The organism is Serratia proteamaculans (assembly GCF_004684015.1).
Lineage (GTDB): Bacteria > Pseudomonadota > Gammaproteobacteria > Enterobacterales > Enterobacteriaceae > Serratia > Serratia proteamaculans_F.
Genome location: NZ_SRIA01000015.1, coordinates 117635 through 143430 on the forward strand (window position 1 = coordinate 117635; position 25796 = coordinate 143430).

23 protein-coding genes and 1 other RNA gene are annotated in these 25796 nt (G+C 54.8%); 13 read left to right on the top strand and 11 right to left on the bottom strand.

The annotated features are described in order from the left end of the window. Positions 1 to 36 precede the first annotated feature (36 nt). The 11 genes from arnB to E5C26_RS10935 all read left to right on the top strand — a co-directional run bounded on the left by arnB (position 37) and on the right by E5C26_RS10935 (position 12133). On the top strand, positions 37 to 1191 hold the full coding sequence (gene arnB, locus E5C26_RS10885; protein WP_135316304.1) for a UDP-4-amino-4-deoxy-L-arabinose aminotransferase: 1155 nt from the start codon (positions 37 to 39) through the stop codon (positions 1189 to 1191). Beyond that, positions 1178 to 2158 (top strand): undecaprenyl-phosphate 4-deoxy-4-formamido-L-arabinose transferase, encoded by a 981-nt coding sequence (arnC, locus tag E5C26_RS10890; RefSeq protein WP_135316305.1) that lies wholly within the window; start codon positions 1178 to 1180, stop codon positions 2156 to 2158. Before arnB ends, arnC begins: the two co-directional genes overlap by 14 nt. Beyond that, positions 2158 to 4140 (top strand): bifunctional UDP-4-amino-4-deoxy-L-arabinose formyltransferase/UDP-glucuronic acid oxidase ArnA, encoded by a 1983-nt coding sequence (gene arnA / locus E5C26_RS10895; RefSeq protein ID WP_135316306.1) that lies wholly within the window; start codon positions 2158 to 2160, stop codon positions 4138 to 4140. Before arnC ends, arnA begins: the two co-directional genes overlap by 1 nt. Further along, positions 4137 to 5042: a 4-deoxy-4-formamido-L-arabinose-phosphoundecaprenol deformylase gene (gene arnD, locus E5C26_RS10900; RefSeq protein ID WP_135316307.1), complete on the top strand. Its 906-nt coding sequence runs from the start codon at positions 4137 to 4139 to the stop codon at positions 5040 to 5042. The genes arnA and arnD overlap by 4 nt, the downstream gene beginning before the upstream one ends. Next, entirely contained in the window at positions 5039 to 6706 is a 1668-nt protein-coding gene (gene arnT / locus E5C26_RS10905; protein WP_135316308.1) for a lipid IV(A) 4-amino-4-deoxy-L-arabinosyltransferase, read from the top strand. Before arnD ends, arnT begins: the two co-directional genes overlap by 4 nt. Continuing rightward, complete coding sequence (gene arnE / locus E5C26_RS10910; protein ID WP_135316309.1) at positions 6703 to 7050, top strand: 4-amino-4-deoxy-L-arabinose-phosphoundecaprenol flippase subunit ArnE; 348 nt, start codon at positions 6703 to 6705, stop codon at positions 7048 to 7050. The genes arnT and arnE overlap by 4 nt, the downstream gene beginning before the upstream one ends. Next, entirely contained in the window at positions 7047 to 7439 is a 393-nt protein-coding gene (gene arnF / locus E5C26_RS10915) for a 4-amino-4-deoxy-L-arabinose-phosphoundecaprenol flippase subunit ArnF (RefSeq protein WP_135316310.1), read from the top strand. Before arnE ends, arnF begins: the two co-directional genes overlap by 4 nt. A 173-nt stretch (positions 7440 to 7612) precedes the next feature. Continuing rightward, a complete protein-coding gene (locus E5C26_RS10920; protein ID WP_135316311.1) occupies positions 7613 to 8077 on the top strand; it encodes an NlpC/P60 family protein in 465 nt (154 codons plus the stop codon). Positions 8078 to 8134: 57 nt separating this feature from the next. Beyond that, positions 8135 to 9148: a lipoate--protein ligase A gene (locus tag E5C26_RS10925; RefSeq protein ID WP_135316312.1), complete on the top strand. Its 1014-nt coding sequence runs from the start codon at positions 8135 to 8137 to the stop codon at positions 9146 to 9148. A 550-nt stretch (positions 9149 to 9698) separates the two neighbouring features. Further along, complete coding sequence (locus E5C26_RS10930) at positions 9699 to 10436, top strand: EAL domain-containing protein (RefSeq protein ID WP_135316313.1); 738 nt, start codon at positions 9699 to 9701, stop codon at positions 10434 to 10436. A gap of 254 nt (positions 10437 to 10690) precedes the next feature. Next, positions 10691 to 12133 (top strand): protein adenylyltransferase SelO, encoded by a 1443-nt coding sequence (locus E5C26_RS10935; RefSeq protein WP_135316314.1) that lies wholly within the window; start codon positions 10691 to 10693, stop codon positions 12131 to 12133. A 48-nt stretch (positions 12134 to 12181) separates the two neighbouring features. Here the strand turns inward: E5C26_RS10935 and E5C26_RS10940 are convergent, their stop codons facing one another. The 9 genes from E5C26_RS10940 to ppsR form a co-directional block, all read right to left on the bottom strand. After that, a complete protein-coding gene (locus tag E5C26_RS10940) occupies positions 12182 to 12967 on the bottom strand; it encodes a heme ABC transporter ATP-binding protein (protein WP_135316315.1) in 786 nt (261 codons plus the stop codon). Beyond that, positions 12960 to 13964, bottom strand: coding sequence for a FecCD family ABC transporter permease (locus E5C26_RS10945; RefSeq protein ID WP_135316316.1), 1005 nt, complete (start codon positions 13962 to 13964; stop codon positions 12960 to 12962). Before E5C26_RS10945 ends, E5C26_RS10940 begins: the two co-directional genes overlap by 8 nt. Further along, positions 13964 to 14794, bottom strand: coding sequence for a heme/hemin ABC transporter substrate-binding protein (locus E5C26_RS10950; RefSeq protein ID WP_135316317.1), 831 nt, complete (start codon positions 14792 to 14794; stop codon positions 13964 to 13966). The genes E5C26_RS10945 and E5C26_RS10950 overlap by 1 nt, the downstream gene beginning before the upstream one ends. After that, complete coding sequence (locus tag E5C26_RS10955) at positions 14791 to 15825, bottom strand: hemin-degrading factor (protein WP_135316318.1); 1035 nt, start codon at positions 15823 to 15825, stop codon at positions 14791 to 14793. The genes E5C26_RS10950 and E5C26_RS10955 overlap by 4 nt, the downstream gene beginning before the upstream one ends. 63 nt (positions 15826 to 15888) lie before the next feature. Next, positions 15889 to 17973, bottom strand: a complete 2085-nt coding sequence (locus E5C26_RS10960; RefSeq protein ID WP_135316319.1) for a TonB-dependent hemoglobin/transferrin/lactoferrin family receptor — start codon at positions 17971 to 17973, stop codon at positions 15889 to 15891. Positions 17974 to 18066: 93 nt separating this feature from the next. Beyond that, complete coding sequence (gene hemP / locus E5C26_RS10965) at positions 18067 to 18252, bottom strand: hemin uptake protein HemP (RefSeq protein WP_135316320.1); 186 nt, start codon at positions 18250 to 18252, stop codon at positions 18067 to 18069. Positions 18253 to 18420: 168 nt separating this feature from the next. Next, entirely contained in the window at positions 18421 to 18906 is a 486-nt protein-coding gene (locus E5C26_RS10970) for a glutathione peroxidase (RefSeq protein WP_135316321.1), read from the bottom strand. Between the two features lie 104 nt (positions 18907 to 19010). Next, positions 19011 to 20057: a 3-deoxy-7-phosphoheptulonate synthase gene (locus E5C26_RS10975; protein WP_135316322.1), complete on the bottom strand. Its 1047-nt coding sequence runs from the start codon at positions 20055 to 20057 to the stop codon at positions 19011 to 19013. A gap of 194 nt (positions 20058 to 20251) precedes the next feature. After that, positions 20252 to 21073, bottom strand: a complete 822-nt coding sequence (ppsR, locus tag E5C26_RS10980) for a posphoenolpyruvate synthetase regulatory kinase/phosphorylase PpsR (RefSeq protein WP_135316323.1) — start codon at positions 21071 to 21073, stop codon at positions 20252 to 20254. A 532-nt stretch (positions 21074 to 21605) separates the two neighbouring features. Between ppsR and ppsA the strand changes: the two genes are divergently transcribed. Continuing rightward, positions 21606 to 23984: a phosphoenolpyruvate synthase gene (gene ppsA / locus E5C26_RS10990; RefSeq protein WP_135316324.1), complete on the top strand. Its 2379-nt coding sequence runs from the start codon at positions 21606 to 21608 to the stop codon at positions 23982 to 23984. Positions 23985 to 24095: 111 nt separating this feature from the next. Here the strand turns inward: ppsA and rprA are convergent. Both rprA and ydiK read right to left on the bottom strand, forming a co-directional pair. Next, an RNA gene (gene rprA / locus E5C26_RS10995) (antisense sRNA RprA) lies at positions 24096 to 24206 on the bottom strand. Positions 24207 to 24456: 250 nt separating this feature from the next. Beyond that, entirely contained in the window at positions 24457 to 25557 is a 1101-nt protein-coding gene (gene ydiK, locus E5C26_RS11000; RefSeq protein ID WP_135316325.1) for an AI-2E family transporter YdiK, read from the bottom strand. 107 nt (positions 25558 to 25664) lie between these two features. Here ydiK and E5C26_RS11005 point away from each other — a divergent pair. Beyond that, the coding region (locus E5C26_RS11005) for a helix-turn-helix domain-containing protein (RefSeq protein WP_167796642.1) at positions 25665 to 25796 on the top strand (132 nt) is incomplete at its 3' end.

Consider the following 25796-nt stretch of genomic DNA (forward strand, 5'->3'; position numbering starts at 1 on the left):
TGTCATTAAAGCAGTTTGATACGTTTGGGGTTAACTATGGATCAATTTTTACCTTTCTCACGCCCGGCGATTGGCGATGAAGAGATCGCGGCGGTAGAAAAGGTACTGCGCTCAGGTTGGATCACCACCGGGCCGCAAAATCAGCAGTTGGAAAGTGAGTTCTGTGCCACCTTCGGCTGCAAACACGCCATTGCCGTCTGTTCCGCTACTGCGGGTATGCACATCACCCTGATGGCGCTAAACATTGGCCCAGGCGATGAAGTTATCACCCCTTCACAGACCTGGGTTTCTACCCTCAACATGATTGAATTGCTCGGCGCGACGCCGGTGATGATTGACGTTGACCGCGATACGCTGATGGTCAGCGCCAGTGATGTTGAAGCCGCCATTACGACGAAAACCAAAGCCATTGTCCCGGTACACTACGCCGGCGCTCCACTGCAGATGGATGCATTGCGTGAAGTGGCTAAACGTCACAACCTTCCCCTGATTGAAGACGCCGCCCATGCGGTGGGTGCCCGTTACAACGGTGAGTGGGTAGGGGCTCGCGGCACGGCAATTTTCTCATTCCACGCGATTAAAAACCTGACCTGTGCCGAAGGCGGCCTGATCGCTACCGACGATGACGAACTGGCGGATCGCCTGCGCTGCCTGAAGTTCCACGGCCTGGCCGTTGATGCTTTTGACCGCCAGCAACTGGGGCGCAAGCCACAGGCCGAAGTGGTCGAGCCGGGTTACAAATACAATCTTTCCGATATCCACGCGGCTATCGCCGTGGTGCAGTTGGCCCGTCTGCCGCAGCTTAATGCTCGCCGCAAGGCGCTGGCGCAGCGTTACCTCACCGCACTGGAAGGTTCGCCTTTCCTGCCGTTGGGGGTACCTGATTATCCGCACGACCATGCCTGGCATCTGTTTATGGTGCGTGTTGATGCTGACCGCTGCGGTATCGATCGCGACCAGTTAATGGAACGCCTGAAAGAAGTGGGTATTGGTACGGGTCTGCATTTCCGCGCCGCCCACACCCAGAAATTTTACCGTGAACGCTATCCGCAGCTGTCCTTGCCCAATACCGAATGGAACTCGGCACGTCTGTGCACCTTGCCGCTATTCCCTGATATGACCGACGCCGATGTTGATCGCGTGGTTAAAGCCTTGTCTTCTGTTGTGGAGTCGTTACGTGTCTCGCGTTGAACCGATAAAAAAAGTTTCGGTGGTGATCCCGGTATATAACGAGCAGGAAAGTTTACCTGCCTTGCTCGAACGTACCACCGCCGCCTGTAAACAACTGACCCAAGCTTATGAAATTATCCTGGTCGATGACGGCAGCAGCGACAATTCTGCCGATATGCTGACCGCCGCGGCCGAACAGCCGGGCAGTTGTGTGATTGCCGTGTTGCTCAACCGTAACTATGGCCAACATTCAGCCATCATGGCCGGTTTCAATCAGGTCAGCGGCGATCTGGTGATTACGCTGGATGCCGATTTGCAAAACCCGCCGGAAGAGATCCCTCGTCTGGTGAAAGTGGCGGAAGAAGGTTACGACGTGGTGGGCACCGTGCGCGCCAACCGTCAGGATTCCTGGTTCCGCAAAAGCGCTTCGCGCATCATCAATATGATGATCCAACGTGCCACTGGTAAATCGATGGGTGACTATGGCTGCATGCTGCGCGCCTATCGCCGCCATATTATCGAGGCGATGTTGAACTGCCACGAGCGCAGTACCTTTATCCCCATTCTGGCCAATACCTTTGCCCGTCGCACCACTGAAATTGAAGTGCTTCATGCGGAGCGTGAGTTTGGCGATTCCAAATACAGCCTGATGAAGCTGATTAACCTGATGTATGACCTGATCACCTGTCTGACCACAACACCGCTGCGTTTGCTCAGCGTGGTGGGCAGTGTGGTGGCGCTGTCAGGTTTTGTGCTGGCGGTACTGTTGATCGCCCTGCGTTTGATTATGGGACCTGAATGGTCGGGCGGCGGGGTGTTCACCCTGTTTGCCGTGTTATTTACCTTTATCGGCGCCCAGTTTGTCGGCATGGGCCTGTTGGGAGAGTACATCGGTCGTATCTACACCGACGTTCGTGCTCGCCCCCGTTATTTTGTTCAGAAGGTGGTCGGTGAGCAGCCGAACCACAATACTCAGGAAGAAGAATAATGAAAGCTATCGTTTTTGCTTACCATGATATTGGCTGCGCGGGTCTGAAAGCGCTGACTGACGCAGGCTATGATATTCAGGCGGTATTCACGCATACCGACGATCCTGGTGAGAACAACTTTTTCTCCTCCGTTGCCCGTGTGGGTGCCGAATTGGAGTTGCCGGTTTATGCGCCGGAAGACGTTAACCACCCGCTGTGGATTGAACGTATCCGCGAAATGCAGCCTGAGATTATTTTCTCATTCTATTACCGCAATATGCTGAGCGAAGAACTGCTGGCACTGGCACCAAAAGGCGGCTTCAATCTGCATGGCTCACTACTGCCGCATTACCGTGGTCGCGCACCGGTAAACTGGGCGCTGGTCAATGGAGAAACCGAAACCGGCGCCACGCTGCACAAAATGGTTAAGCGTCCGGATGCCGGTGATATTGTTGGCCAACAAAAAGTGGCGATTACCGCTGAAGATACCGCGCTGACGCTGCACAAAAAAGTGCTGGAAGCGGCACAGACGCTGCTGAAAGAGCAACTGCCGAAGCTGAAAAACGGGACTGCCTCATTCACTAAGCAAAACGAAGCGGAAGCCAGCTATTTTGGTCGTCGCACTGCGGCAGACGGTGAAATTCTGTGGCATAAATCCGCGCAGGAAATCAACAACCTGATCCGCGCCGTGACCGAACCTTATCCTGGTGCTTTCAGCTACCTTGGTCAGCGTAAACTGATTGTCTGGCGTGCTCGCGTGCTGGATACCCAGCACGACAAGCAACCGGGTACCGTGCTCAACACCTCTCCGCTGATCATTGCTTGCGGTGAAGGCGCGCTGGAAATTGTGGCCGGCCAAAACGAATCGGGCCTGTATGTACAAGGCACTCGTCTGGCGCAGGAAATGGGTATCGTCACCGATGTCCGTCTGGCCGCGAAACCTAACGCAGTGATGAAGCGCAGAACCCGCGTGCTGATCCTCGGCGTTAACGGTTTTATCGGTAACCACCTGACCGAACGCTTGCTGCGTGATGACCGTTACGATATCTACGGTCTGGATATCGGTTCTGACGCTATCAGCCGTTTCCTGGATAACCCGCGCTTCCACTTTGTGGAAGGGGATATCAGCATCCATTCCGAGTGGATCGAGTACCACATCAAAAAATGTGACGTGGTTCTGCCGCTGGTGGCGATTGCCACGCCGATTGAATACACCCGTAACCCACTGCGCGTATTCGAGCTGGATTTTGAAGAAAACCTGAAAATCGTCCGTGACTGCGTGAAATACAACAAGCGCATTATCTTCCCGTCCACCTCCGAGGTGTACGGCATGTGTGACGACAAGGAATTCGACGAAGACCACTCACGACTGATTGTCGGCCCGATCAACAAACAGCGCTGGATTTACTCGGTATCCAAGCAGTTGCTGGATCGAGTTATCTGGGCCTACGGTGCCAAAGAAGGCTTGAAGTTCACTCTGTTCCGTCCGTTTAACTGGATGGGCCCACGTCTGGATAACCTGGATGCCGCGCGTATCGGTTCTTCCCGTGCCATTACCCAGTTGATCCTTAACCTGGTAGAAGGCTCGCCAATTAAATTGATGGATGGTGGGGCGCAAAAACGTTGCTTCACCGACATCAATGACGGTATCGAAGCGCTGTTCCGTATTATCGAAAACCGTGATGGCCTGTGCGACGGTCAGATCGTCAACATCGGTAACCCGACCAACGAAGCCAGCATCCGCGAATTGGCAGAAATGCTGCTCGAAAGCTTCAATAACCATCCGCTGCGCGATCGTTTCCCGCCGTTTGCCGGCTTCAAGGACGTTGAAAGCAGCAGCTATTACGGTAAAGGTTATCAGGACGTTGAGCACCGCACGCCGAGCATCAAGAATGCCCGCCGCTTGCTGGATTGGCAGCCAACCATCGCCATGCAACAAACCGTCGCTGATACGTTGGATTACTTCCTGCGTACCACCGTTCAGGAAGGTGATGGTGCATGAAGAAAGTCGGTCTGCGAGTTGACGTAGATACCTTCAGCGGCACCCGGGAAGGGGTGCCGCAGTTGCTGGAGCTATTCGACAAATACAATATACAGGCCAGTTTCTTCTTCAGCGTTGGACCGGACAATATGGGGCGCCATCTGTGGCGCCTTTTGCGTCCGAAATTCCTGTGGAAAATGCTGCGCTCTAATGCTGCGTCACTGTACGGCTGGGATATTTTGCTGGCAGGCACGGCCTGGCCGGGGCGTAATATTGCCCGTGCCCTGGGGCCGTTGATGAAACTGACTGCCCAGGCCGGACATGAAGTGGGGCTGCACGCCTGGGATCACCAGGGTTGGCAGGCCAAAGTGGGCCGTTGGTCTGAGGCCGAGCTGATGCAGCAGGTTCAGCTCGGTGTCGATGCGCTGGCCAACAGTACCGGTCAGCCGGTCAAATGCTCGGCGGTTGCCGGTTGGCGTGCCGATACGCGGGTATTGGAAGTGAAGCAGCGCTTTGGTTTTCACTACAACAGCGACTGCCGTGGCACCCATCCCTTCCGTCCGGTGTTAAGCGATGGTCGGGTGGGAACCGTACAGATCCCGGTCACTTTGCCCACCTTTGATGAGGTGATTGGCAGTGAAGTGAGTATGTCTGACTTCAACGATTACATTCTGCGGGCGATTGAAAACGATCGCGGTGTGCCGGTGTATACCATTCATACCGAGGTGGAGGGCATGTCACAGGCCGCGATGTTTGAGCAGTTACTGCAGCGGGCGCAGCGGCAGGGCATAGAATTCTGTCCGTTAAGCGCACTGTTGCCTCAAGATTTGGCGTCATTGCCATTGGGCCGCGTCGAGCGTGCTCCTTTCCCTGGCCGCGAAGGTTGGCTGGGTTGTCAAACCGATGTGAAGGACGATTCATGAAGGCGCTAAAAGGATCATGGGCCATTTTGTTGGCCATTTTTTTTGCTCTGGTTTACCTGATTCCTCTCAACGGTCGCCTGCTATGGCAACCGGATGAAACCCGCTACGCCGAGATTAGCCGCGAAATGTTGCAACGCGGCGACTGGGTGGTGCCACATTTGCTTGGCCTGCGTTATTTTGAAAAACCGGTGGCCGGGTACTGGTTCAATAACATCAGCCAATGGTTGTTTGGCGATACCAACTTTGCGGTGCGTTTTGGTTCGGTATTCAGTACCGGCATGACGGCGCTGCTGGTCTTTGCACTGGCGATGTTGATGTGGCGCAATGCGCGCCGCGCCAGCCTGGCGACATTGATTTTCCTGTCGATGGTTCTGGTGTTCAGCATCGGCACCTACAGCGTGTTGGACCCGATGATTTCCTTGTGGCTGGCCGCCGCGATGGTCAGTTATTATCTGACGCTGAAAGCGACCACGGCCAAAGGCAAGCTGGGCGGCTACGTGCTGTTGGGTCTGGCCTGCGGTATGGGCTTTATGACCAAGGGCTTCCTGGCACTGGCGGTGCCGGTGATCGCGGTGATCCCGATAGTCATTCAACAACGGCGAATTAAAGACCTGCTGATCTACGGCCCAGTAGCTATCGTGGTGGCGGTGCTGCTGAGCTTGCCTTGGGCGTTGGCTATCGCACAACGTGAACCGGATTTCTGGAACTACTTCTTCTGGGTGGAGCATATTCAACGTTTCGCCGAGGACAATGCACAACATAAAGCCCCGTTCTGGTATTACATCCCGATTTTGATGGCGGCGGTGTTGCCCTGGTTGGCGTTGCTGCCGGGATCCTTGCTCAAAGGCTGGCGGGAGCGCGTTCAGCGCCCGGAGCTGTTCTTCCTGCTTAGCTGGGTGATGATGCCGTTGATCTTCTTCAGCATCGCCAAGGGCAAGCTGCCAACCTATATTCTGCCGTGCATGGCACCCTTGGCGTTGCTGATGGCGGCCTATGCCGAAGATTGCGTGGCGGCATTGCGCAGCAAGGTATTCAAGGTTAACGCCGTATTAAACGGATTGTTCGGATTAATCGGCATCCTGGCGCTGGTGGTTCTGGGCTCAGGACTGTTACCTAAAGTGCATTTGTTTTCCGCGCAGGAGTGGCCGAAAATTGTTATCGGCATTATCGCCTTTGCCGGCTGGTTGTTGTTTGCCGTGGTGTCGGTGCGTAACAATGCACACCGCTGGAGCTGGGCAGCGGCTTGCCCAGTGTTGCTGTGCCTGTTGATTGGTTACGCCATTCCACAACAGGTGACGGACTCCAAGCTGCCGCAAAACTTCGCCCGGGTAAATATGGCTGAGTTAAGCCACAGCCGCTACGTGCTGACCGACAGCGTTGGCGTGGCGGCAGGTTTGGCCTGGGAATTGAAGCGCAGCGATGTGTTGATGTTTAACCAGAAGGGAGAGATTTCTTATGGTTTGGAGTATCCGGATGCGCGCAGCCATTTCATCAGCGACAGTGATTTCCCGCAGTGGTTGGCGCAGGCGCGCAAGCAGGGTGATGTCTCACTGGTGTTGCAGTTGTCGCGTGGAGAAAGCATTGATCAGCAAAACCTGCCGAAAGCCGATAAGGTCGAGGTGATGAACCGTCTGGCGTTGTTCTGGTACCAACAGCAGCCATGATAGTCGGCTATTTGTTGGTGGTGGTGGTCAGTCTGCTCACCTGTGGTGGGCAGCTGTGCCAGAAACAGGCCGCTCTGAGCTGGCAGTTACCTCCCGAAGTCAGAAGGGGGGTAACGCTGCGCTGGCTGGCGCTGGCAGTCTTGCTGCTGGGACTGGGCATGGCGGTGTGGCTTAACGTATTGCAACGTTTGCCGCTCAGCCTGGCCTATCCGACGCTTAGCCTGAATTTTGTTCTGGTGACGCTGGCCGCCCGCTGGCTGTTTAATGAGCCCACCACCGCACGCCATTGGTACGGAGTGGCTTCAATCATGCTGGGGATCCTGCTGATGAGTATCAATCCATGAAAGGCTATGCCTGGGGCGCGGCCAGCGTGCTGTTAGTCACGCTGGCACAATTGCTGATGAAGTGGGGCATGGCGCAGATCCCACTGATGTCGTTTGCCGATGTCACACTGGGTCTGTTTACCCAGTATTGGGTGCCCTTACTGGCGGTCAGTGGGGGGATCTTCGGCTATGCGCTGTCCATGTTGTGTTGGTTCTTCGCGTTGCACCATTTGCCACTCAACCGTGCTTATCCGCTGTTGAGTGTAAGTTATGCGCTGGTCTATCTGGCGGCGGTGATCCTGCCGTGGTTTAACGAATCTGCCACGCTGCTGAAAACCTTGGGCACGCTGTTTATCCTGTTTGGCGTGTGGCTGATTAACAGTCAGACCCAGGTAAAAACGCCCCAATAGCGCAAAAACCGGCGCCAATTCGATTATCTCCTTCATCATGCTTGCCTTTTTCCCCTGTCGGGGGATAAATTAGCCCCAAATAGCGCTTTCCTTAGCTGGTGCCAGCTTTGCCCCGCAGGCGAAATGCTTTAGCAGGTGGCATGAAGCGGCAATCTGTTCAATGAAGGGATATTATGCGGATGCGTATTTGGTTTTTATTAGCCAGTTTGATTCTTGCCGGTTGTAGCAGCCATGCACCACCGCCAAGCGGCCGGCTGGCCGATTCGATTGTGGTTGTCGCGCAGTTAAACGAACAGCTGCGTCAATGGTACGGTGCCCCTTATCGCTATGGCGGGTTAGACCGCGGTGGCGTCGACTGCTCCGGGTTTGTTTATCGCACCTTCAGCGATCGTTTCGATATGCAATTACCACGCTCTACTGAAGCACAAACTTCGCTGGGGACCAAAGTCTCGCGCGATGAGCTGATGCCTGGGGATCTGGTGTTTTTCAAAACCGGTGGCGGTGAGAACGGTTTGCATGTGGGCATTTATGACACCAACGATCAGTTTATCCATGCCTCGACCAGCCGCGGCGTGATGCGTTCCTCGCTGAACAACGTGTACTGGAAGAAGGTCTACTGGCAGGCGCGGCGCATTTAGTCTTAACCTCTTGATTTGGTGTATCATGGCGGCATCACGTCCTTAACGGTGACCGCCATGAGTAACTTACGCCTGCTGATTTCCGATTCCTACGATCCCTGGTTCAATCTGGCCGTGGAAGAGTGCATCTTCCGCGAAATGACTACGCAGAAAATTCTGTTCCTGTGGCGCAATGCCGAAACCGTGGTCATTGGTCAGTCCCAAAACCCCTGGAAAGAGTGCAACACCCGCCGAATGGAGCAGGACGGTATTCGTCTTGCTCGGCGTAGCAGCGGCGGTGGTGCGGTATTCCACGATCTGGGCAATACCTGCTTTACCTTTATGGCGGGTAAACCCGGTTACGATAAAACCGTCTCTACCGGCATCATTCTGCAAGCTCTGGCTCAGCTGGGCATTACGGCCAGCGCATCGGGACGCAATGATCTGGTGATTGATACTGCGGAGGGTGTGCGTAAAATCTCCGGCTCGGCCTACCGGGAAACTCAGGATCGTGGGTTCCACCATGGCACCTTACTGCTGAACGCGGATCTCAATCGCCTGGCCGATTACCTTAATCCGGACCCTAAAAAGCTACAGGCCAAGGGCATTACCTCGGTACGTTCTCGCGTTGCCAATCTGGCGGAGTTTAAAGCCGATATCAGCCACCAGCAGGTGTGTGACGCGATAACCCAGGCGTTCTTTGACCATTATGGCGAGACCGCGAAAGCAGAAATCATTTCTCCCGATGTTTACCCCGATTTGCCGGATTTTGCCGCGCAGTTTGCCAAACAAAGCAGTTGGGAATGGAATTTCGGCAAGGCTCCGGCGTTCAGTCACCTGCTCAATGAGCGGTTTGTCTGGGGTGGGGTAGATATCTTCTTTGACGTGGAAAAAGGCGCTATCTACCGGGCACAGATTTTTACCGACAGTCTCAACCCGGCACCCTTGCAACGATTGGCCGAGATGCTGGTGGGCTGCGTCTATCGCAGTGAGGCGTTGGCTAATTGCTGCGATGTTTTGATTTTGCAGTACCCCGAACAGGCCGCCGAATTGACCGAATTACGGCAATGGCTGCGCGAGGCTGTTAAATAATAACCCGGTTTTGAATGTCCAGGGATGAGGTTCCTCATCCCTTTGTGCCCCAGAGCGTTACCTTCCTTTCCCGCGATTATTCCCCCAACGTAAAAAATCAGCCAAAACATGGTATTTAGCACAACTTTTCTAAAAATCAAGGTGGCATTTTTTTACTGATTCAATGCAAGGAATAACGCGAGAAATTGATGCGTTATTAAATTTAATCAGTTGTGGTCACTGCTTGGCAGCGAGTGTAAAGATGCTAATTTGATATTTAATTTCTGATAGGAATTTCTTTAATTAAAACAATGATGATAAGTCAAATTTTCAGAATTACCTTATCACTTAAGCTAAATATTTTCCAGAAGTACGCTTGCATCTCTGTTTTTGCCTTAAGCCAAATCGATTTTTGCTTTGCGCTATGGTTGGCCTATATAGCTTTAATCTATCAATTAAATGATAATTTATGACTGGTGGCATTGATATTTCCGATTAATCTCACAGGGATTGATCGATAAAATATATTGATATACGATGAGATGTTCGCCATTCAGCCTATGGCATTGAAATGAAAATCCAACTCGAAGCTGACTTTATTAGCAGCTATGTTTTTCAACCTGTTTACTCAATGGAGGGCAGGCTGTTGGCGGTGGAAATCTTGAACCGTTTTAATAGTCTGGACGGTGATTTGGCGATGCCGGCTGACATTGGGATTAATTTATTGTCCACCGAGCAAAGGATTGAGTTATTTAATGAACAATTGAGTTTGGCGGAGCAGAATGCCGCCTGGTTCGTCGAAAACGATGTATTGTTGACGCTTAATGTCGAAGAAACCCTGGTCGATTTGATTCTTGCTGACGCTCCATTATGCGAACGGATCAGACAATGGTCATTTATCGCCTTTGAAATCAGCGAGGGTTTTCCGAATCTTTCGGCAGGGAAAAACAATGAAAAAATCCGCCGGCTTAGTGAGAGATTTTCTCTGTGGCTGGACGATTTTGGCTCTGGCCAGGCAACACTGACTGCTTTGTATGATGGGTTATTCGACTACGTGAAAATCGATAAGCGATTTTATTGGCAGTTGTTTACCCACCAGGGTTATGACGTGGTGATTGACTCGCTATTAAAGAATATCAATCTGCTGTGCAAGGGAGTCATTGTCGAAGGAATAGAGAAGGAGGAATATTTTAATAAGCTCAGACACGCCGGTGTTTTTGGCCTACAAGGTTTTTTATGGCCCAGCGTTGGTGTGGATAATCTGGCGGCGTTACGGGTAACGCCCGATGAGTTCAAAAACAATAATTGAGAGTACTGCACACACAATGGTTCCAATAATGGACGGGATGAGGTTGGTTGCTACCCCGGTACTGTTATTCATTATCATTCTCTCGCTGATAAAGTATTTTATTCATCAGCGCAAAAAGGCTTTTAAGCCGTATCGGCTGACATAAAAGCTAAACTCACTGCATCTGTCCTGGTTTCAGGCAGATGCGTTCTCCCTGCATTTCATCCGTGTTAATCCCCACGCTCAGGCTCTACACTAGGTGGAACGGAGGGTCTATGCCGCAGTTTGAAAATGCTTACCATCAACAGCTAGCCGGTTTTTATACCGAATTGAACCCCACGCCGCTCAAGGGCACCCGCTTGCTGTATCACAGCGAGCCGCTGGCGCGCGAACTGGGACTGGAAGAAAGCTGGTTTACCCAGGATAAAACCCCGATTTGGGCGGGCGAAACGCTGCTGCCGGGTATGCGGCCGTTGGCGCAGGTATACAGCGGCCACCAGTTCGGCGTCTGGGCCGGACAGTTGGGTGACGGCCGCGGCATTTTACTGGGTGAACAACGGCTGGCGGATGGCCGCAGCATGGACTGGCATCTGAAAGGGGCCGGTTTGACGCCGTATTCGCGTATGGGCGACGGCCGTGCGGTGCTGCGCTCGGTGATCCGTGAGTTCCTGGCTTCCGAAGCGCTGCATCATTTGGGTATTCCCACTACGCGCGCGCTGACCATTGTGACCAGCGAACAACCTGTCTATCGTGAACAGCCTGAGCGCGGAGCGATGCTGCTGCGTGTTGCGGAAAGCCACGTGCGTTTCGGTCATTTCGAACATTTTTATTACCGTAAGCAGCCGGAGCAGGTGCAGCAGTTGGCTGATTTTGTGATTGCCCGCCACTGGCCGCAGTTTAAAGATCAGAGCGATGGCTACCTGCTGTGGTTTACCGATGTGGTTGAGCGTACAGCCCGCCTCATTGCCCATTGGCAGACCGTCGGCTTTGCTCACGGCGTGATGAACACCGATAACATGTCGATTCTGGGCATCACCATCGATTATGGGCCCTACGGTTTCCTTGACGATTATAAGCCCGACTATATCTGTAACCATTCCGATCATCAGGGGCGTTATGCCTTTGATAACCAGCCGGCGGTGGCGCTGTGGAACCTTCACCGCCTGGCGCAGACCCTGTCCGGGCTGATGAGCACCGAACAGCTGCAAAATGCGCTGGCGGCCTATGAACCGGCTCTGATGCGGGCTTATGGGGAACAGATGCGCGCCAAGCTCGGCTTCTTCACCCAGTCGCCGCAGGATAACGATTTGCTGACCGGGTTATTGAGCCTGATGGCGCAAGAGGGGCGGGACTATAGCCGCACATTCCGCTTACTGAGCCAGACGGAGCAGCAACAGGCGCAGTCGCCACTGCGGGACGAATTTATCGATCGCGCCGCATTCGATAGTTGGTATCAGCAGTACCGCCAGCGTTTGCAGCAAGAACAGGTGAGTGACGCGCAGCGCCAGCAGGCAATGAAGGCGGTGAATCCGAAGCTAATCCTGCGCAACTACCTGGCACAACAGACAATTGAAAGTGCCGAACAGGATGATGTCAGCAAGCTGGCGCGTCTGCATCAGGCGTTACTGGCACCGTTTGCGGATAACCCAGAGTATGACGATCTCGCCGCGTTGCCGCCGGATTGGGGCAAACATCTGGAGATCTCTTGCTCTAGCTGATTGACGAAGAAAGATGACGGGCGCGGGATAACGCGCCCGGTAAAGAAACTACTGGCGCAAATACACCTGTGGCAGCGCGACTTCCGGGTGATAAACCACGCCCAGATCTGCCTGATACCAACGGGTGAGAATATCCGCCTGCAACACTTCCTGCGGCGTGCCCGTCGCGACCAATTGCCCCTGATGCATCAATAAAATGCGATCTGCATACAATGCCGCCAGGTTGAGGTCGTGCAATACGCAGCATACTGCCAACGGCTGTTGCCGCGTCAGCGTACGCAGCAACCTGAGCGTATGTTGCTGGTGGTAGAGATCCAGCGCCGAGGTCGGTTCGTCCAGAAACAGCCAGGCCGGTGTCGGCTGTGGTTGCCAAAGCTGCGCCAGCACGCGGGCAAGTTGCACTCGTTGCTGTTCACCACCGGAAAGCTGACGATAATCGCGCTGGGCCAATTCGAGACAGTCGGTTTGCGCCATCACCTGTTGTACCGCCCGCTGCACGTCACGTTTGCCGTGGGGTGCGCGGCCCATACTGACCACTTCTTCTACGGTGAAGGGGAAGGCCAGATCACTATGTTGACGCATCACCGCGCGCACTTTCGCCAACTGCTGGGGTTGCCACTGTTCCAGCGGGCGGCCGAGCAACTGACATTCGCCACAGCCTGGGGACAGATAACCGGTTAACAGGCGCAGTAACGTCGACTTGCCCGCACCGTTCGGCCCGATAATCGCCACCATTTCGCCGCTATTGATGCTGAGCGAGACATCGTTGATCAGCCGTCGCGAACCCAGGCTGTAACGTAGCTGCTGCGCCGTCAGGCTTGCTGTATTATCCACCCACACGCTCCCGCTGGCGCATGACCAGCCATAAGAAATAAGGCCCGCCGATCAGGCTGGTCATTAAACCGACCGGCATTTCTGCCGGAGCCACCAGCGTGCGCGCCAGCGTATCGCTGACCAACAGCAGGCAGGCCCCCCCCAGAGCGGAACAGGGCAGCAGCCAACGGTGGTCGCCGCCGAGGCGCATGCGTACCAAATGCGGTACCACCAGGCCGATAAAGCCAATCACGCCACTCATCGCGACCGCTGCGCCTATCAGCAATGCGCTCAACAGCAGCAGCTGTAGCTTGGCACGCTGAACATTCACACCGAGGTAATGCGCCTCTTCATCTCCCAATTGCAGCAGATTCAGGCGGCGCGCCTGTAACAGTGTCAGCAAGGTGGCTGGCAGGATCAACGAGGCGGAAACGGCCAGCGTTGGCCATTGTGACTGGCTCAGGCTGCCCATCATCCACAGTGAAAACTGGCGCAGTTGCTGGTCACTACTGAGGTAAGACAGCACGCCAATCGCCGCCATACACAGGGCGTTGATGGCGATACCCGCCAGTAACAGGCGCGACAGGCTGCCGTGACCGCTACGACTGATGCCGTAAATCAACAGCGATACCAGCATGCTGCCGAGAAATGCCGCCAGCATGTGACCATACAGGGCGATCACCGGCGGCAGGGCCAGCGGCATGACGATAATCAGCGCCACAAACAGCGCGCCACCGCTACTGATGCCAAGCAGGCTGGGATCGGCCAACGGGTTACGGAACAACCCCTGCATTACGGCACCGGACACCGCCAGCGCGCACCCTATCACTACCGCCAGCAGCACGCGCGGCAAACGGATATTCAGCCAGATATGCCAGGACGTGTCGCTGAAAGGCTGCTGCCACAGGGTGCGGAATGACAGCGTCAGCGCGCCCATATTGGCCGCGCCCAAAGCCAATAGCGCCAACAGTACCAGCAGGCTGGTCATCGCCAGTCGGGGGGAGGTGCGACAGCGCATTACTTTTGCTCCGCCGCATCACGCAGCTTGGCCAGCGCGGCGGGGGTTTCCAGCCCAAAGCCCAGCAGCGCCATATCGTCAACCACCAGTACACGATGTTGTTTACCCGCCGGGGTGAGTGCCATGCCCGGCAATTTCCACAGTTGTTGCTCGCCGCCGAGCGTTTTTATGCCGTCAGTGGTAACTAGCAGCAAATCCGGCGCGCTGGCTATCACGCCTTCCTGCGACAGTGGGCGATAGCGGCTGAACCCTTGCATGGCGTTCTTCAGGCCCGCAGCGGTGATCACCGCGTCGGCGGCGGTGTGTTGTCCGGCGGCCATTGGCGTAATACCGCCGTGGCTCATGACGAACAACACCCGGACCGGCAGGGCGTCGGTTTTCACCGCCGCCAATTGCTGCTGGTAACGCGCGCTCAACTGCTTGCCCTGTTCGGTACGCCGTAACGCATTGGCGATCACGCCGATTTTTTCCGGCACGCTTTGCAAGGTGGTATCACCGGGAATGCGCACCACTTTAACGCCACTTTCCTCCAGCTGTTTGAGCACCAATGCCGGTTCTGCCAGCTCGGTGGTCAGCACCAGCGTGGGTTTCAACGTCAAAATGCCTTCGGCATTGAGCTGGCGCATATAACCGACGTCCGGCAGTTTTTTAACCGCTTCCGGCTGCAGGCTGGTGCTGTCTCGCGCTATCACTTCATCGCCCGCGCCCAGTGCGAAGGCAATTTCGGTGACGTCACCGCCTATCGAGACAATACGTTCCACCGCTGCAGCGGTGAACGGCAACGCCAGCGCAATGCACAGCGTCAGACGACGGGTCAATGAAGGTTTCATGCGGCAATGTCCTTGGGTTCAAGCGCGGCAACCTGCTCACGCCACTGAGTTTGTTCCGGCTGGCCTTCGGTGCGCTGGCCGTAAAGTTGTGCTATCTGGGTGCCGTCAGCGGCGAACAGTTCCAGACTGGTGACGAAGCCGTCTTTGGTGGGTTTGCGGGTGATCCAGCTTTCGGCGATCGCGTCTTCGATCAGGTGCAGGGTGAAACGGCGGTTGAACACGTTAATCCAGCCTTCCTGCGGCATCAGGCGTTCAATCTGACCGGTGAAGATCTGCACGCAGCCACGGTTACCGACAAAAATCATGATTTCGTTCTGCAGGTTCATTGCGGCGTTAAGCAATTGGCTCAGGGCGCTGTTATCGACCCGGTAGGCCAAATCGTTGCCGACGGCACTGAAGGCTTGCTGGCGGGTCAGTTTATTGCGGCTCAGCAACTGGAAAAACTGGTGAACGTCGGTCATTGCACGCCATTCCTGGTCGATTTTCTCGGCATCCGGCGAGGCGTTATTGACCGGGGCGTCTGCCGGTTGTAGTTCCAGCGTCGGGTTTTCTGCATTCAGGTGGCGCTCAACCAGCGCCATCCAGGCCGGCAGATCGGTTTCATCGGTGGTGTAAACCTTATGCAGTGCGTCGCCCTGATGATCGAAGAACTGAATGCTGTGACGCACGCCGCGCTTGTTGGTTTCGCTCATGGCGAAAGCGCTGGCCCACTGGTTGAGGAACAGACGAAGATCCAGCTCACGTGGATTGAGGATCAGCCCGGCGTGACCGTTCAGGTGCTGGTTGCGATAACGGCCCATTTGCTCATGTACTGCGTAGCTGTTGCGGGTGATGGATTTGGTGACACCAACCTGCTCGAGTTCGGTCAGCAGGGTGCGGGCATCGGCCTGCAGACGACGGGTATCCTGACCGACACGGGCATGGGTCAGCTCCGCTTCGCTGACGCCAAGAATGTCAGCCAGGTCACGCGCATATTTGCCTGGGTTATCAATTTTTGCCTGCTGATAGCGTGCATATAGGGTATTGCTCATTGCGGGTTCTCCTGTGTGAGAGTCAGGCGGCGGGCGATCTTCATGCCCGCCGGATTCAAAACATTACCACTGATAGCTGACCAGCAGTTTGGCATTGCGCCCGTCCTGCGGGATGCCCTGTGGCGAGTAGTACTCTTTATCAAAGGCGTTGCCCAGCACCACCGTGGTGGTCACGCCCTGCAGGCGATCGCGACCTTTATAGCTCAGGTAGAAATCGTTGACGCCGTAGCCGCCTTGTTCTGCGGTGCCTGTTTCTACTCGGGTAGCTCGTTGGGCCACAGTGGCAACCCAGCCTGTCGACAGGCCGGTTTCACCCAGCGGTACGTCCAGCGTGCTGGTGACCGTATCCGGATTGATGCTGTTTAGCCATTCGCCGCTGCTTTGGTTTTTGCCGCGAGTCCGGTTGTACGCCAGATCCCAGCCAAAAATGGCGGTTTTATAGCTCAGCGTGGCGTCCCAGCCCCAAATTTTTGCACGATCGATATTGGTCGAGAACGTGGTGCAGCTGATGCAATAGGGGCCGCGCGGGCCACGACCCAGCTCCATGGTGACATCCGTGGTGATGTAGTCGCGGGCTTTGGTATCAAAGTAGCTGGCTTTGAATTGCAGGCTGTCATCAGCCAGTAGCAAATCGTCAAAGCGCAGCCCGAAGCCGTATTCCTGGGTGGCATTGGTTTCCGGCTTCAGGTTCGGGTTAGGCACCCAGTTGTTGGTAATGGTGGTCGGCCCCATGGGGATAGAGAAGTGCTTGGAATCGTTGTACATCTCTCCCATGGTCGGGGCGCGGAAAGCCTGCGAATAAGAGCCGAACAGCATTAGCCAGTCGGTTGGTGTCACTGTGACGGCACCGCGCGATGACCACTTGTCGGCGTCAACATCGGCGTAACCGTCACTGGAACCTTTGTAGTTATCGTAACGCGTCCCGGCGAGCAGGGTGACCGGCAGGTCGCGCAGGGTAATTTCGTCCTGCAACCAGCCGGAAGCAAAGTTGATTTTCGCCTGTGGGAAGCTTTCTGTCGCGCCACCCGGTGTCTGCTCCTGCTTGTAAGCCTCACTGCCATAGGTCAACAGGTGAGAAGCGAAGGTGTCGGCAAACAAACGGCTGCGGTTTTCGAGCTTGGCACCGCGAGTGGTTTGCTTGCGCGCTTCATCTTCATTGCCGTTGGTGTGGGCGTTGATCTCCACTTCGGAGTAATAGATTTTGGCTTCGGCATCGAGCCAATCCTGACCCACAGGTTTCAGTTTGTAGCCAAGCTGGCCGTCGCGTTGAATGGTCGAGCGGTCGGTCATCTGGTTACCGCTGCTGCTGGCCGATTCCTGCGGATTTTTCGGCTCTTGCGCCCGGTTGTTGTAGTAGCGCAGGTCGCCGCTCAATGACTGATTCTCATCGAGCTTCCAGGTTCCCTTGGCCAGCAGATTGCTGATAGTTTCATCATTGGGGGCGTCGAAGCCGTTGCCCTGACGCAGATTGCCGACGTCGCGGGTGCCAAATGACAACAGTCCGTCGAGATTGTCGGTCCTGCCGTAGGTGCTGGCCCCCATGCCCAGGCTGTGGTCGCCACTGCCGGCGGTGCCGTACACCCGGTAGCCGCTATTGTGACCGGGTAACAGCAGATCGGCGGCATCTACGGTTTCATAAGCAATTACGCCCCCCAGTGCACCACTGCCATACAGCAGGGCGGAAGGGCCACGTACCACTTCGATGCGTTTCACCAGAGCCGGGTCGAGGAAGGTGGCACCAAGGTGCCCGGTGTCGGTGCCCTGACGGATGCCGTCTACCAATGTCAGTACGCCATTTTTACCGTAGCCACGCATGAAAACGTCCTGGCCATTACTGCGACCGGTGCCATTGACGGTAATGCCCGGCACACGGCGCAGCATATCGGCGGCGCTGGTGGCGGTTTGGCTCTGTGGCGTATCAGCCTCGATCACCGTAACCATCATTGGCGCTTCAAAGCTGCTGCGCGCATTGCCGGTGGCGGCTACCGTCATGGTTTCGTCGCTGGCTTTGTCCTTTTTAGCCGGGGCCGTCGCCGTGGAAGAAGAACGGATTTCGCTGGTTTGTGCAAAAGTCACTGTCGGCAGAGCACAGGCAATCACCAGACTCAATGCGGATAAACGCAGCCGGGTGGAAAAGATCAGAGGCATGTCGCAACTCTCCGTATGTTTTAAACATATCAATAGATTTGCTGGCTGCCTGGATCAAAAAGGATCTGGGTGGCTGGCGTTAAGGGATGGGAATTATTTGGTCAGGATCAATTTCCCGGCTTTGGTCTGTCGTAACTGATAGCGCTGGCCCTGATGGATGATGATCGCCACGCCATCGGCATCGAGCAGTTGTGCACTGTCGTAGCAAGGCGGCGTGGCCAGGCCACTGTCAGCGGTGTGAGCCGCCTGGGCAGGCGTGTTTGGGGGGTAATTATCCATCGTCATGTGTTTATAAAACAGACCGTTAAATAGCAATTAATATCAAAGTGAGAATCATTATCATGTGAACGAAAGGTTACATCAAGGAAAATTTTCTTACCAATGGAAGCTTTTTGCAGGAAGGTGATGTGAGACGGGCTGAGATGACTCAGCCCGTAAGATTCGGGGTTATTTCAGCAGGGTTTCGATGCGCTCAAATAGGCGTTCGGGTTTGGTGATCGGCGCGTAGCGTTTCACCCGCTGGCCGTCGGCGGTCAGCAAGAACTTGGTGAAGTTCCATTTGATGCGTTGAGTGCCCAGCACGCCTGGCGCCAGGCGTTTTAATTCGTTGAACAACGGATGCGCGCCTGGGCCATTAACTTCAACCTTGCTGAACAGTGGGAAGCTGACGCCATAGTTCAGCGTGCAAAAGTTGGCAATTTCCAGCGGGTCACCGGGTTCTTGTGCGCCGAACTGGTTGCACGGAAAGCCCAGCACCATCAGGCCGCGTTCGCGGTAGTACTGCCACAGATTTTCCAGCCCGTGGTACTGAGGCGTAAATCCGCATTTGCTGGCGGTGTTAACTACCAGATAAGCCCGGGCCGGGAAATCGCCCAGGGTTTTGTGTTCCCCTTGCAGTGTGACGCAGGGGATGGATAACAGTGAATGGATCATGCCGGAACTCCAAATCCTTTCCATGGGGAACTGAGAGAATTGCTACCAGTATAGATGAGTGAGTAGGGGGCGGAAAAGCCGGGGCGGGCGCCCCGGCTCTGGGATCAGAAGCGGGTGTCTACCGCATCGGCCAGCATGGCCAGCAACTGTTCGCTGTCGGACCAGCTCAGGCAAGGGTCGGTGATCGATTGCCCATAGGTCAGTGGCTGCCCGGCAACGATTTTCTGGGTGCCTTCCACCAGGAAGCTTTCTGCCATGACACCGGCAACGGCGACTGAACCGGCGCGGATCTGCTGGCAGACGTTTTCGGCCACTTCCAACTGGCGACGATGCAATTTCTGGCAGTTGCCGTGGCTAAAATCGATCACCAGTTGTTCCGGCAAATCGAATTCGCGCAGGCTGTCGCAGGCGGCGACCACATCGGTAGCGTGGTAGTTCGGGGTCTTGCCGCCACGCATGATGATATGGCCATAAGGATTGCCGCTGGTCTGATAGATAGTCATCTGGCCGTGCTTGTCCGGTGACAGGAACATATGGCCGGCACGGGCCGCACGGATGGCGTCAATCGCAATACGGGTGTTGCCGTCGGTGCCGTTTTTAAAGCCCACCGGGCAGGACAGTGCGGAGGCCATTTCACGGTGGATCTGGCTTTCGGTAGTCCGTGCGCCAATCGCGCCCCAACTGATCAAATCAGCAATGTATTGGCCAACCACCATGTCGAGGAACTCGGTGGCCGTGGGCAGACCGAGCTGGTTTACTTCCAGCAGCAGTCGGCGCGCCATTTCGATCCCGCGATTGACCTGGAAGGTACCATCCAGGGCCGGATCGGAGATCAGGCCTTTCCAGCCCACCACGGTGCGCGGTTTTTCAAAATAAGTGCGCATCACGATTTCCAGGCGGTCCTGGTAACGGATGCGCAGCGCATTGAGTCGGCCGGCATAATCGACGGCAGCGTCAAGATCGTGAATAGAACAAGGGCCGATAACCACCAACAGGCGACGGTCTTCACCGGTCAGGATTTTTTCAATTCGTTGCCGCGAGGCCGTTACGTTGTCCGCAATTTCCGCCGAGATTGGCAACTTCTCCGCCAGCTCTTGCGGCGTGACGAGGCTGTCGATGCGCGCGGTCCGCAGTTCATCTGTTTTGTGCATGATTTTCTCTAAAGACTTTTCTTCTCTGCGGCAGGAGTGCCGGGAAGTGATGGCGATCACAATAACGTAAAAACCGATGAATTCAACCGGAGAAACTGTGTTCTGTTGATCCGAATCGCTAAAAAAAGCACAAAAAACGTGGCCTGTGGGGAAATAATCAACAGATGGCAGGGGGCAGCCCGGCCATCTTATCATCAGAACATCCGGCGACTCATTCCCAGAATATCCAGGATTTTGGTCGAGATCTCTTCCACCGAATAATTGGTGGTATTCAGATAACGGATCTGGTTTTTACGAAATAGCGCTTCGACTTCCGCAAGCTCCATCCGGCACTGGCGAATGGAGGCATAACGGCTGTTTTCGCGCCGTTCTTCCCGGATGGCGGCTAACCGTTCCGGATCGATAGTCAGGCCGAAAAGCTTGTGCTGAAACGGTTTGAGCGCGGCAGGAAGGTGCAAATTGTCCATATCGTCGGCGGTAAACGGGTAGTTGGCCGCGCGGATACCGAACTGCATCGCCAGATACAAGCTGGTGGGGGTCTTGCCGCAGCGCGAAACGCCGAGCAAAATCACCTGCGCCTGATCGAGGTTACGTAATGAAATGCCGTCATCATGGGCTAACGTGTAGTCAATAGCGGCGATACGGGCGTCATATTTGCCGAGGTTGCTGGCGGTCAACCCGTGGGTGCGATTGGGTACCGGGGTCGGTTCCACTTCCAGTTCACCCTGCAACGGGCCGACCAGCGCCTGCACGATATCCTGGCAGAAGCCTTCGCTCTGGGTAATGACATTGCGTACTTCCGGCGAAATGATTGAGTAAAAAACTAACGGTCGCACGCCGGTATCACGATAGATATCGTTAATCTGTTGGCAAACCCCACGGGCTCGTGCTTCGGTTTCCACAAAGGGCAGCGTAAAGGTGGTGGCCTTTACCGGAAATTGCGACAGCACCGCGTGGCCCAAAACCTCGGCGGTGATCGCCGTACCGTCCGAAATATAAAAAACGCTTCTTTCCACCCTGGACTCCTTACCTGAAATAGTGACGTCACTATCACGTTTGCTTGCTCTTATCATGGGCTGCAGATTTACTCATGGTAAAGGGGCGGGCAAAAAAATTGTGATAGTGCGGGCAGAGTCGATGAATAAACAGGGCGGTCAGGGAATAAACGATGGCGATAAAAACACAGGCTAAAACACTATTTTAAATTTTATGAAAAACGGAGGTTTATTTCCAATGAGGAATTATTGGTCAGGATGGCGCTATTTTCATCAAAGACTGCGTAAATAACAGGGTTTTTAAAACTGAAGTTTAAAAAATACTTAATTTGTTGAGATTTAAGCTATTAGTGCGACAGGGAACGATTCCAGGCAGGTTTTCCGTTTCAGGAAGTTTTCCTAAAATCCACTTTCTTCACCGGGTTGATCGATTCACCTTTCCATTTCCTATGGATCATTGTGCTAGTCTGATTCGGCACCGTTTTAGCGGCGCTGAGAAAGCAAGCGAATTAAATCCGTCTATACCCTACTGATAGCAATAAGGATTGTCTCGATGTCCAACAATGGCCCAGACTTGCGTAATGTGCTTTGGTACAACCAGCTCGGCATGCACGACGTTGACCGTGTCGGCGGCAAAAATGCCTCCCTCGGTGAAATGATCACCAATCTTTCCGATTTGGGCGTTGCCGTGCCAAACGGTTTTGCCACCACCGCGCAGGCGTTTAACGATTTCCTCGAGCAAAGCGGTGTTAACCAGCGCATCTATCAGTTACTGGATCAAACTGACGTTGACGATATTGCTCAATTGACCAAGGCGGGCGCACAAATCCGTCAATGGATTATCGACACGCCGTTCCATGCGGAATTCGAGCGTGAAATTAACCTGGCTTATCAGCAACTGGCCGACGGCGAGCCGGAAGCGTCATTTGCCGTGCGTTCCTCCGCCACCGCAGAAGACATGCCGGATGCCTCCTTTGCCGGCCAGCAGGAAACCTTCCTCAACGTGCAGGGTATCGACGCCGTCATGGTGGCGATTAAGCATGTATACGCCTCCCTGTTTAACGACCGCGCCATTTCCTACCGGGTACATCAGGGTTATGACCATCGCGGCGTGGCCTTGTCGGCCGGCGTACAGCGCATGGTGCGTTCTGACCTGGCGTCTTCCGGCGTCATGTTCACCATCGATACCGAATCCGGTTTTGATCAGGTGGTGTTTATCACCTCCGCCTTCGGTCTGGGCGAAATGGTGGTGCAGGGCGCCGTCAACCCGGACGAGTTCTATGTGCACAAGCCAACGCTGCTGAGAGGTAACCCGGCTATCGTGCGCCGTAACCTCGGTTCGAAGAAAATCCGCATGGTGTATGCGCCATCGCAGGATCACGGCAAGCAGGTACAAATCGAAGACGTGCCAGAGCAGCAACGCAATCGTTTCTCTCTGACCGACGAAGAAGTGCAGGGGCTGGCACATCAGGCAATCCTGATCGAAAAACACTACGGCCGCCCGATGGACATCGAGTGGGCCAAAGACGGCCATACCGGCAAATTGCTGATCGTGCAGGCCCGTCCGGAAACCGTGCGCTCTAACGAGCAAACCATGGAGCGTTATCAGCTTAACGCGACCAGCCCGGTGCTGGTGGAAGGGCGCGCTATTGGCCACCGCATTGGCGCAGGTCCGGTGAAGGTCATCCATAACATCAGCGAGATGGACCGTATTGAGCCAGGCGACGTGCTGGTGACTGATATGACCGACCCGGATTGGGAACCGATCATGAAGAAAGCCGCCGCCATCGTCACCAACCGTGGCGGCCGAACCTGCCACGCGGCGATCATTGCGCGCGAACTGGGTATTCCGGCGGTGGTGGGCTGCGGCAACGCGACCGATCTGCTCAAAGAAGGCCAACAGGTCACCGTTTCTTGTGCAGAAGGTGATACCGGTTTCGTCTACAGCGATATCCTCGATTTTAACGTGCAGAGTTCAGAAGTGACCGAACTGCCTGATCTGCCGCTTAAAATCATGATGAACGTCGGCAACCCTGACCGTGCCTTTGACTTCGCGCGTTTGCCGAATGAAGGTGTCGGCCTGGCCCGCCTGGAATTTATCATCAACCGTATGATCGGTGTGCACCCGAAGGCGTTGCTGGAGTTTGATCAGCAGACTCCGGAGCTGCAGGCAGAAATCAAGACCTTGATGCAGGGCTACGACCATCCGGCCGAGTTCTATGTCGGCCGTCTGACGGAAGGGATTGCAACGCTGGGTGCCGCGTTCTGGCCGAAGCGAGTGATCGTGCGTCTGTCTGACTTCAAATCCAATGAGTACGCCAACCTGGTCGGCGGCGAGAAGTATGAACCGCACGAAGAGAACCCCATGCTGGGCTTCCGCGGCGCCGGTCGTTACGTGTCCGACAACTTCCGCGACTGTTTTGCGATGGAATGTGACGCAGTAAAACGCGTGCGTAATGAGATGGGCCTGACCAACGTTGAAATCATGGTGCCGTTTGTTCGCACGGTGGAACAGGCGGAAGCGGTGGTGGCCGAATTGGCGCGCCAGGGCCTGAAGCGCGGTGAGAACGGCCTGAAAGTGATCATGATGTGCGAGATCCCATCCAATGCGCTGTTGGCGGATCAGTTCCTGCAGCACTTTGATGGCTTCTCGATCGGTTCCAACGACATGACTCAGTTAACGCTGGGGCTGGATCGTGACTCGGGCGTGGTCTCTGAGCTGTTTGACGAGCGCAACGAAGCGGTGAAAATTCTGCTGTCGATGGCGATTCAGGCGGCCAAGCGTCAGGGCAAATACGTCGGTATTTGCGGCCAGGGCCCGTCCGACCATGAGGACTTTGCCGAATGGCTGATGGATCAGGGTATTGACAGTCTGTCGCTCAACCCGGATACCGTGGTGCAAACCTGGGTTAATCTGTCGAAGAGAACATAACTTTCGCGGCGTGGAATAACCACTAAGGCTAAAGCCGTAACTCTGGTTACGGCTTTTTTATTTCTGAATGTAAATAAAAGGGCGGGGGTGAATAAAGGCGGTCAAAAAAGAATAAAAAAAAGCCCATCATAGGAGACGGGCAAAGACTACACACAGCAATTCACATGTATGGCATTACATTGTTTGGAAATCTTGCTTTAAATCAGATATTTGAAGCAATAGATGGCAATAATACTAGATATTTAAGCGTCGCTAGTCATTAAGAATCGTCTTAATCAATCAGCGTATTAGAATTTATTTTTAACCGAGGTCGATTTTAACGCAGTACTAAAAAGATGTATTTATTCGGTATGTTTAAATAATGGTCATTAGGTGAAAAGCGGCGGCGAGTTTTATTATTGCGGAAGAGTTACTCAACAAAAAGTCATGGAAAAAAGGGGAGTTCTGCCCGGTAACCCGGGCAGAAGCGGGGTTACATCTGTTCCAAATCTTTGGCAACTTCTTCCAGGTTGGCCGTCGGTTCCGGCGCTTCATTCATCCAGGCAGTGAGTAAACGGTAAGACACCGCCAACACCACCGGGCCGATAAACAGGCCAATCATGCCGAAAGCCAGTAAGCCGCCGATAACGCCGGACAGGATCAAGATCATCGGCAAGTCGGCGCCCATGCGGATCAGCATTGGTCGCAGTACGTTATCCAATGTGGCCACCAGGCAGCTCCAGACCAACAGCACGGTGCCCCAGGTGGTATCGCCACTCCAGTACAACCAGATGATTGCCGGTACCAGTACCAGCAACGGCCCCAATTGTGCCACACAGCAAATAAAGATCAGCACGGTCAACAGGGTAGCGGCAGGAATGCCGGTCACCGCCAGGCCAATGCCACCCAGAACCGATTGCACCAGCGCGGTAACCACCACACCCAGCGCCACGGCGCGGATCGCCTGACCACCCAACACCACGGCAGCATCGCCTCTTTCGGCACCCAAACGTGTGGCAAAGTGACGAATGCCCAGAGCGACTTGCTCACCGCGGGCATACAGCAATACGCTGAACAGCAGCATCAATGTGCAATGCAACAAAAAGCGGCCAATATGCGCAGCCTGTGCCACAAACCAGGTGGCGGTCTGGCCGAAGTAAGGCTGTACCTTCGCCACCAGCGCACTGCCTCCGGCGTTCACCAGGGTGTGATAACTGTGATAGACCTTATCGCCGATCATCGGGATAGATTGCAGCCAGGCCAGATCGGGAATATGCAGCTTGCCCGGCGTGCTGGCCCAGGCCACGATGGGTGCGCTGTTGTCCACCACGCTGCTGACCAGCAGAGAGATTGGCAGGATAAACAGCAGGATCAACAGTATCGTCATCACCAGCACCGCCAGTGAACGTCGCCCCCAAAGTATTTTTTGCAGCTTAATCAGCAGTGGCCAGGTGGCGATGACCACCATGCCGGCCCAGGCAAAACCGAGAATAAAAGGTTGAATGACCCAAAAACAGGCGACGATCATTATGGCGATAAACAGCACGCCAAAAATAATCCGTGGCAAATCATAGCGGGACTTCGGGATTGTCATCAGAGTGCCTCCGGGAAACCTCGGCCTTCAGGCCGGGGAGGAAAGGAGGCGGTTTTCGAGCTAACTTCTTTTTGTCTTTTCACGATGGCTCCTGTAATTTTGTACATATGAAACGCGCATACAAATACCGCTTCTATCCAACAGCCGATCAGGTTGAGCTTTTGGCTCAAACGTTCGGCTGTGTGCGTTTTGTCTATAATTCAATCCTTCGCTGGCGTACTGATGCTTACTATGAGCGC